Raw genomic sequence first — 7,954 nt, 5'->3', positions numbered from 1 at the left:
GGGCCGGAAGGCGCGCAGGTTGTCGGCGACGCTGGCCGGGAACAGGTAGAGGTCCTGGAGCACCAGTCCGAAGCGCCGCCTGAGTTCACGCGGGTCGAAGTCGCGCAGGTCGTTGCCGTCGAGCGCGATCCGCCCCTCGGTCGGGTCCATGAAGCGGCAGAGCAGACTCACCAGCGTGCTCTTGCCCCCGCCCGTCGGCCCGACCAGGGCCACGGTCTCCCCCGCCGCCAGCGAGAAGCTCACGCCGGCGAGCACGGGCCGGCCGGGCTCGTAGGCGAAGCCCACCTGCTCGAAGCGGATGAGGGCCGGCCGCTCGGGCACGGGCACGGGCTCGTGGCCCGCGGGCGCCGCCACGGCCGGCGCCGTGTCGAGGATCTGGAAGATGCGGTCCGCCGCCCCACCCGCGCGCTGGATCTCGGCGAGCTGCTCGGACAGCGCGATGATCGGCCAGTAGATCTGCGCGATGAGTTGCGCGAAGGCGACCAGCGTGCCCACGGTCACCGTTCCCTGCTCGACCCAGCGCGCGCCGAGCCAGAGCGCGATCACCGTCATCACGACTTCCAGGAAGGCGAGGCCGTGGAAGAGGCCGTACTCGAGGAAGTAGAGCTTCACCGAGAAGCGGTTGTAGCGGCGGTTCTCGGCAGCGACGCGCCCGCGCGCCCACTCGGTGCGCCCCACGGCCTGCAGGAAGCGCGCGGCGGGGATGGTCTCGGCGAGCAGGCCGACCAGCTTGGCGTAGAGCGAGCGCTCCTTGCGGAAGCGCGGGCGCATCAGGCGGAAGATGCCGAAGGTGCCCGCGAGCATCAGCGGGATCACCACCGCCGCCACGCCGAAGAGGCGCAGATCGAGCTTCGCAAGCACGAAGAGCGCGCCGACCAGGGTGCCCGTGGCGTGGAGGATCTGCATCATCATCGTGCTGGTCAGGGCGACCAGGCGCTGGCTGTCCGACTCGATGCGGCTGACCAGCGTGCCCACGGGCAGCTTCTCGAGCCAGAGCACGCCGAGCCGAAAGAAGTGCGCGAAGAGCGAGCGCTTGATGGCGTTCACCGCCATCACGCCCGCCTTGCCGAGCAGGATGCTCGAAACGACGGTGGCCAGACCCATGCCGACCATCAGCGCCAGGTAGACGAGCGCCGAGCGGAAGAGGCCGCCGCGGTCGCCGCCGGGCACGTCCACGTCGATTATATGACGCAGTACCAAGGGTTGCCCGAGGTGCAGCGCCACGGCGACCAGCCCGAGCGCGAAGGCGGTCAGGAAGGCGGCCAGGTGCGGACGCACGTAGGGGTGCAGACGGCGGAACATCTCCCAGGTCGGCAGGCGGCCGGCCTCATCGAGATCGCTGCTGTCGCGGTCCCACCACATGGGGACTCCTTCCCCGCGCAGGCCGAGAAAAAAGGCACCTCACCCGCCGAGGCAGGTGAGGTGCCTAAGTGCGGATCGCTGCAGTCTAGACTAGTAGAGCGCCTTGATGCTGCTGATCGTGTTGTCCTCGACGGGGATGTAGCCGCCGGGGAACTCGACGAAGATGCCCGTACGGTCGGGAACCACCACCTCGAGGTTGTCCCACCACACAGTGGAGCCGGGATCCGTGTAGGTGCGCAGTTCGACGACCAGGCCCGTGTGGCCGCCCGTCATCGTCCAGGTGTAGCTCGTGATGTCCCAGCCCAGGCCGAGGCCGTAGTCGCTGTTGCCGCTGGCGCTACCGTTGTAGCCGTTCACGTCCAGCGGGTTGTCGTTGTAGTGGCCCCAGATGCGGCCGCTCGGCTGGGCGTTCGGCGTGGTATCGTAGCGGGCGACGCTGGCCGTCACGACATCCCCGTTCATGAGGCCGCGGATCCAGACGACGTAGCCCTGAGGCGTGCCGGTGGAGTTGTCCACGGTCTTCAGGCTGTAGGTACCGCCGTAAACGGGATCGGGCCCGGTCACGTTGTAGGCGAGCATTCCGGGCGGTGACAGGGGGAAGACGGACAGCAGGGTGCTGGTGCCGTCCTCCCAACCGTAGGTGTAGGTCAGGGCGGCGGCGGGCACCGCCAGCGCGACCAAGGCCAGAAGCAGAAGCAGTTTCTTCATGCCATTCCCCCTAGGGTGCGACTCGTGGTGTGTAAACAGGTACGCGCGTAGCCCCGCGCGGCCGGCCTTCCAGACCAACCCTCGCGGAACACTCCATTCTACCATCTTCCATACCAGAGCGACAAGTCCGGCTAAGTCAAGTTTTCGCAAAGGCCCTAGCGGATGACCCCTAGCTCCTTGCCCACGGCCGTGAAGGCCGCGATCGCCTTGTCCAGGTGCGCCCGCTCGTGGGCGGCCGAGATCTGCACCCGGATGCGCGCCTTGCCCTGGGGCACCACGGGGTAGAAGAAGCCGATCACGTAGATGCCCTTGGTCAGCATGGCGTCGGCGAACTGCTGGCTGAGCTTGGCGTCGCCCAGCATGATGGGCACGATCGGGTGCACGCCGGGCACGATGTTGAAGCCGGCGGCGGTCATCTTCTCGCGGAAGTACTTGGTGTTGGCCTCGGTCTTGTCGCGCAGCGCCGTGCTGGCCATGATGATCTCGAGCGTCTTCAGCGCCGCGGCGACGATGGCCGGCGCCACCGTGTTCGAGAAGAGGTAGGGCCGGCTCCTCTGGCGCAGCAGGTCGATGATCTCCTTGCGGCCGGTCGTGAAGCCGCCGGAGCCGCCGCCCATCGCCTTGCCGAGCGTGGAGGTGATCACGTCGACGCGGCCGAGCGCTCCGCTGTGCTCCACGCTGCCGCGGCCGGTGGGGCCGAAGAAGCCGGTGGCGTGGGAGTCGTCGACCATCACCATGGCGCCGTACTGGTCGGCGAGGTCGCAGACCTTGTCGATCTGGGCGACGATGCCGTCCATCGAGAAGACGCCGTCGGTGGCGACCATGATCCGCCCCGCGCCGGCGGCCTTGGCCTCCTCGAGCTTGGCCTTGAGGTCGACCATGTCGTTGTTGTTGTAGCGGTAGCGCATCGCCTTGCACAGGCGCACGCCGTCGATGATCGAGGCGTGGTTCAGCGCGTCCGAGATGATCGCGTCCTTCTCGCCGAGCAGCACCTCGAAGAGGCCGCCGTTGGCGTCGAAGCAGCTCGTGTAGAGGATCGTGTCCTCGGTGTGGAAGAACTCGGCGATCTTCGCCTCGAGCTCCTTGTGGATATCCTGCGTGCCACAGATGAAGCGCACCGAGGAGAGCCCAAAGCCATGGGTGTCCATGCCGGCCTTGGCCGCGGCGATGATCTCCTTGTTGTTGGACAGGCCCAGGTAGTTGTTCGCGCAGAAGTTCAGCACCTCGACGCCCGTGTTCAGCTTGATCGCGGCCTTTTGGTCGCTGACGATGATCCGCTCCCGCTTGTAGAGCCCCGCGGCCTCGATCTCCGCCAGGGTCGTCTTCAGCTCGGTGCGCACTTTGTCGAACATGGAATCCTCCTGCCCGCTCGCGCGGCGTGTCGTTGGAAAGGGGAGCCTCAGGCCAAGAGGCCCGCCGCCTGCTTCTTCTGGAGGGCGGCCAGCATGTCCTTGGTCATCGCGTCGAGGTCGTAGGCCGGACGCCAGCCCCACTCGGCGCGCGCGGCGCTGTCGTCGATGGAGTTCGGCCAGCTGTCGGCGATCGCCTGCCGGCGATCCGGCTTGTACTCGCACTTGAAGGCCGGCATCGCCTTGCGGATGCTCGCCGCCAGCTCCCCGGCCGAGAAGCTCATCGCCGCGATGTTGAAGTCGTTGTGGTGCGTGAGCCGCTCGAAGGGCGCGTCCATGAGGTCCAGCGTGGCCTTGATGGCGTCGGGCATGTACATCATCGGCAGCACGGTGTCCTCGCGCACGAAGCAGCTGTAGTGGCCCTGCTTGACGGCGTCGTAGTAGATGGCCACGGCGTAGTCCGTGGTGCCGCCGCCCGGCAGCGTCTCGTGGCTGATGATGCCCGGGTAGCGCACGCCCCGGCAGTCGAGGCCGAAGCGCTTGACGTAGTAGTCGGCGAGCAGCTCGCCAGCCACCTTGGTGACGCCGTACATCGTCGTCGGCTTGAGCACGGTCTCGTTGGGGGTCATCTCGAGCGGCGCGCCGAGACCCCAGACCGCGATCGAGCTGGGCACGAAGATGCGCACCAGCTTCTTCTCCACGCCCACGTCGAGCACGTTCTTGAGGCCGTTGATGTTCACGTCCCAGCAGAGGGCCGGGTTTTCCTCGCCCACCGCCGAGAGGATCGCCGCCATGTGGTAGATGGTGTCGATCTCGTACTTGTCCACGACCTCGGCCACGGAGTCCTTGCTCGAGACGTTGATGAAGGCGAAGGGTCCGCCCTCGAGCAGCTCCTTGCTGGGCTGCGTCTTGCGCCCGGTGGCGATGACGTTGTCGCCGCCGAACTTCGCCCGCAGGGCGACGGTGAGTTCGGAGCCGATCTGGCCGACGGCGCCGGTGACCAGGATGCGCTTCATCTGACGGGTGGCCATGCCTAGCCTCGCTGGATGGATGTGGACGGACGCTGCCGGGCCCGCCCCCGGGGGCGGCCGGCCCGCGGAAACCCGCGAGAAAGTAGTCCAACGGGACCCGGGAATCAAGATGGGGGCGGGCGCGGCTTCCACCGCCCCCCGGAACGAAAACGGGGAGGAGACCCGCAGGGCCCCCTCCCCGAATCAGTCGCTCCTCCATGTCCCTTCGCGCGCGAAACAACGCGCGCTCAGAGACGCGGAGGTGCGCCTATTTCAGCAAGAGCATCTTCCGAGTCTCCTCCCCGGCAGCGCTCTGCAGGCGATAGAAGTAGATCCCCGAAGCGAGCGGCTGTCCCGCGTCGTCGCGGCCCGCGAAGACCACCTCCTGCGGACCCGCAGCCTGCGGGCCGTCCAGCAGGGTCGCCACGCGGCGGCCGCTGGCGTCGAAGACCGACAGCGTCGCGTCGCCTGCGCTGGGCAGCGCGAAGCGAATCGTCGTCTTCGGGTTGAAGGGATTGGGCAGGTTCTGCTCGAGGCGCAGCGCGATGGCCGCGGGCTCCACAGGCACGCCCGTGAGATCCGGGTTCAGCCAGTTCAGGGCCCGCTGCATGAGCAGCGCGCGGTTGGCCGGCGTGCTGATCGCCTCGAAGCCGAAGCCCAGGTAGACCACGCGGTAGACGCCCGTGTCCGCGGCGATGGCGCCCTTGTAGGTGGCGCTGTAGTTGAAGATCACGTGCGCCGACGCATCGTAGGCGTTGATCGCGTCCGGGTACTCCTGGTTGTTCGCGCCGTCGCCGCCCTGGATCACGATGCTCATCCCGTTCGTGATCGGGTCGCCGGCCACGCCGTCGAGCGTGTAGTCGTTGGTGTCGTCGATCACGTAGTTGGCGTGCAGGTACTGGCGATACCAGGCGAGCACCCCGGCACCCATCTGCGTGGCCAGCTCCCAGCCCACATCCTGACCGCTCACGAAGAGCGCGCCGCCGCCATCCAGATAGGCGCCGATGGCCGCGCGGTCGGCCGCATCCAGGGTGGGATAGGCGAAGCCCGCGTTCCAGACGACGACGTCGAAGTTGGTCAGCAGGGCACCGGTGAGCGGGGCCGCGCTGCGATCCCAGATCGCGAAGCTGCGGCCGGTGGTCGCGAGCGCGGGGCCGTAGTAGGCCGTCTCGAAGTTGTCGGCGCCGTCGTCGTCGACCAGCAGCACCTGCGTGTCGGGCGTGATCACGCTGTAGCTGAGCGAGCGGTTGTCCGTGCGGTTGCCCTGGCTGTGGATGACGAGCTTGGCCTTGCCTCCGCCCGGGGCGCCCGTCGTGATGCCGACGTTGAACAGCGCCCGCTCGCCGGGAGCCAGCGTCACCTGCAGCGCGCTGTAGTTGCTCACGCCGTCGGTGATGTAGGCGCTCCAGCCGCCCGGCATGGCGCTGGTGTCCAGGGTCAGGTCGTAGGTGTCGGTCGCGTCGCCCACGTTGAACAGCGCGAAGTCGCCGAACTCGTGGGTGCCGCTCGCCACCGTCACCCGGTCGCCCAGCGAGTAGTAGCGGAAGGCGTAGTCGCCGGTCGGAATCGAGTTGCAGGACTGGAGCACCGACTTGTCGCCGTCGCGCTGGATGAAAGCCACGACGCGCATGTTGGCCGGCAGCCAGCCCGGACCCATCGTGAAGTTGGCCGTGTGCGTCTGCACCTGGCCGGCCGTGTTGATCGTGATCGGCACCTCGGCGATCATGTCGCGCAGGACGTCCGTCTCGGCCTCGCCGCCGAAGAGCAGGTCGTTCTCGATCACCATGACGCGCAGGAAGGTGTTGGCGATGTTGGCGACGTTGTCCTCGAGCTCGATGCGCACGGTGGCGAAGGGCGCGGGGCCCCAGGAGAAGCTCGTGACTTCCATCTTCCAGGGCGTGGCGTCGGCCAGGTGCGCCTGCACGATCGCGTCGTAGGGATCGCCGTCGATGACGTCCGTGCCGGCGCCCACGAGGACCTCGGTGCCCATCCAGACCAGCGTGGGGAAACCGCCGACATTGTAGTAGCTGATGCGGGTCATGGAGTCGGGGCAACTGCCCTGACCGCCGCCGCTGGAGCTCAGGTAGCGAATGGAGTTGAACTCAGTCCCGTCGTAGCGGCCCGACATCACGGCCAGGCCGGCGTATGCACGCGGACAGTAGACTCACCAGGTGGCCGAGGCGAGTTCGGCAATGACGGTGCGAGGCACCAGCGCGAAGGCCTGCGCGCTGAGGAGCATGATCAGCGCAGCGGCCAGGACGATCTGAAGACGCTTCATGGATCCCTCCCATGGGGCAGGACACGAGCCTGACCTGCGGCCGCAGGCCGGAGCGATACCGGGTCATTTTAGCATGTTTGGAGGGTCTGACGCCCCGGGAAAGGTGAACGCAGGCTACTTTCGAGAGTCCGCAACTGCTGACCTTGGGAGCGCGCTTGTCGAGGGGCCTGGGGCGCGGGCCAGGCCGGCTCGGTGAGCGGCGGAACCCCTACCGCGAACCGGGGCTGGCGCAGTCCGGGCAGGGGCAGATCGCGCGCAGGTGCTCGAAGGTGAAGATCCCCGTCGCGTGCCCGTCGCTGAAGACGGGCTGCACGGCATAGTGACCCACGAGGGCGAGCTTCACGGGATGCACGCCCTCCGGCACGCCGACCGGGTCGAGCAGCGGCGCGCCGCTCACCTCGTCCACGCAGGCCGCGCAGCGGCAAGAGAGCCGCAGCAGCCGCGCGGGGTAGACGCTGCGGTGCCCGTCCGCCCAGTCGATCGCGACATCGTGCGCGCCGGCCCGCGCGATCTCACGCGGCGTGCTGCGAAGGTCTGCGCTCATGCCGCCTCCTAGAAGCTCAGCTTGATCTCCCCACCCAGCTCGCCCTTCAGCGTGCGGATGCTGATCTGCGCGGCCACCTGCTCGGCCACGGCGCGGAAGGCCCGGCCCTGCGGACTCTCGCCGTCGAGGGCGCTAGGCAGGCCGCGGTCGCCCCGCTCGCGGATGCTCGTGGCCAGGGGCAGCTCGCCGAGGAAGGCCAGGCCCATCGCCTCGGCCGCGCGCTTCGTGCCCCCGTTGCCGAAGATGTCGTCGCGCTCGCCGCAGTGCGGGCAGGTGTAGAAGCTCATGTTCTCGACGATGCCGAGCACGGGCGTCTTCAGCATCTCGAAGAGGGTGATCGCCTTCTGCGCCACCTGGAGCGCCACGTCCTGCGGCGTCGAGACGATCACCGCGCCCGTGAGGGCGAGCTTCTGGCAAAGGGAGAGCTGCACGTCGCCGGTGCCGGGCGGCAGGTCCACGATCAGGTAGTCGAGCTCGCCCCAGGCTACGTTGCCGAGGAACTCGTCGAGGGCCTTGGCCAGCATCGGTCCGCGCCAGACCACGGCCTGCTTCTCCTCGATGAAGAAGCCCATCGAGATCACCTTCACGCCGTGCTTCAGCACGGGCACGATGTGCCCGCTGACCACCTGCGGCGTCTCGGTGATGCCGAGGATGGCCGGCACGCTGGGCCCGTAGATGTCCGCGTCCATCAGCCCCACGCCCC

At 68.0% G+C, this 7,954-nt stretch carries 7 protein-coding genes; all 7 read right to left on the bottom strand.

All coding sequences use genetic code 11. The features are described from left to right. Nucleotides 1-1,362: ABC transporter ATP-binding protein (locus tag FJ251_11420; protein ID MBM4118326.1), on the bottom strand; the 1,362-nt coding region annotated here is incomplete at its 3' end. 90 nt (nucleotides 1,363-1,452) lie between these two features. Continuing rightward, the gene (locus tag FJ251_11415) at nucleotides 1,453-2,070 is read right to left on the bottom strand and encodes a hypothetical protein (protein MBM4118325.1); all 618 of its coding nucleotides are present in this window, start codon (nucleotides 2,068-2,070) and stop codon (nucleotides 1,453-1,455) included. 155 nt (nucleotides 2,071-2,225) lie between these two features. Beyond that, nucleotides 2,226-3,422, bottom strand: a complete 1,197-nt coding sequence (gene kbl / locus FJ251_11410; GenBank protein MBM4118324.1) for a glycine C-acetyltransferase — start codon at nucleotides 3,420-3,422, stop codon at nucleotides 2,226-2,228. A gap of 47 nt (nucleotides 3,423-3,469) precedes the next feature. Continuing rightward, complete coding sequence (locus FJ251_11405) at nucleotides 3,470-4,435, bottom strand: NAD-dependent epimerase/dehydratase family protein (GenBank protein MBM4118323.1); 966 nt, start codon at nucleotides 4,433-4,435, stop codon at nucleotides 3,470-3,472. 262 nt (nucleotides 4,436-4,697) lie between these two features. Continuing rightward, nucleotides 4,698-6,560, bottom strand: a complete 1,863-nt coding sequence (locus FJ251_11400; GenBank protein MBM4118322.1) for a T9SS type A sorting domain-containing protein — start codon at nucleotides 6,558-6,560, stop codon at nucleotides 4,698-4,700. A 355-nt stretch (nucleotides 6,561-6,915) separates the two neighbouring features. Further along, nucleotides 6,916-7,251, bottom strand: a complete 336-nt coding sequence (locus FJ251_11395) for a DUF971 domain-containing protein (GenBank protein ID MBM4118321.1) — start codon at nucleotides 7,249-7,251, stop codon at nucleotides 6,916-6,918. 8 nt (nucleotides 7,252-7,259) lie between these two features. Further along, nucleotides 7,260-7,954 (bottom strand): Mrp/NBP35 family ATP-binding protein (locus FJ251_11390; GenBank protein MBM4118320.1); only part of this gene is annotated, 695 nt, incomplete at its 5' end.

The sequence above is a fragment of the bacterium genome (assembly GCA_016873475.1).
Taxonomy (GTDB): Bacteria; Krumholzibacteriota; Krumholzibacteriia; order JACNKJ01; family JACNKJ01; genus VGXI01.
The sequence above is the reverse complement of the archived record's forward strand: the minus strand, read 5'-3'. Positions and strand labels throughout refer to the sequence as shown.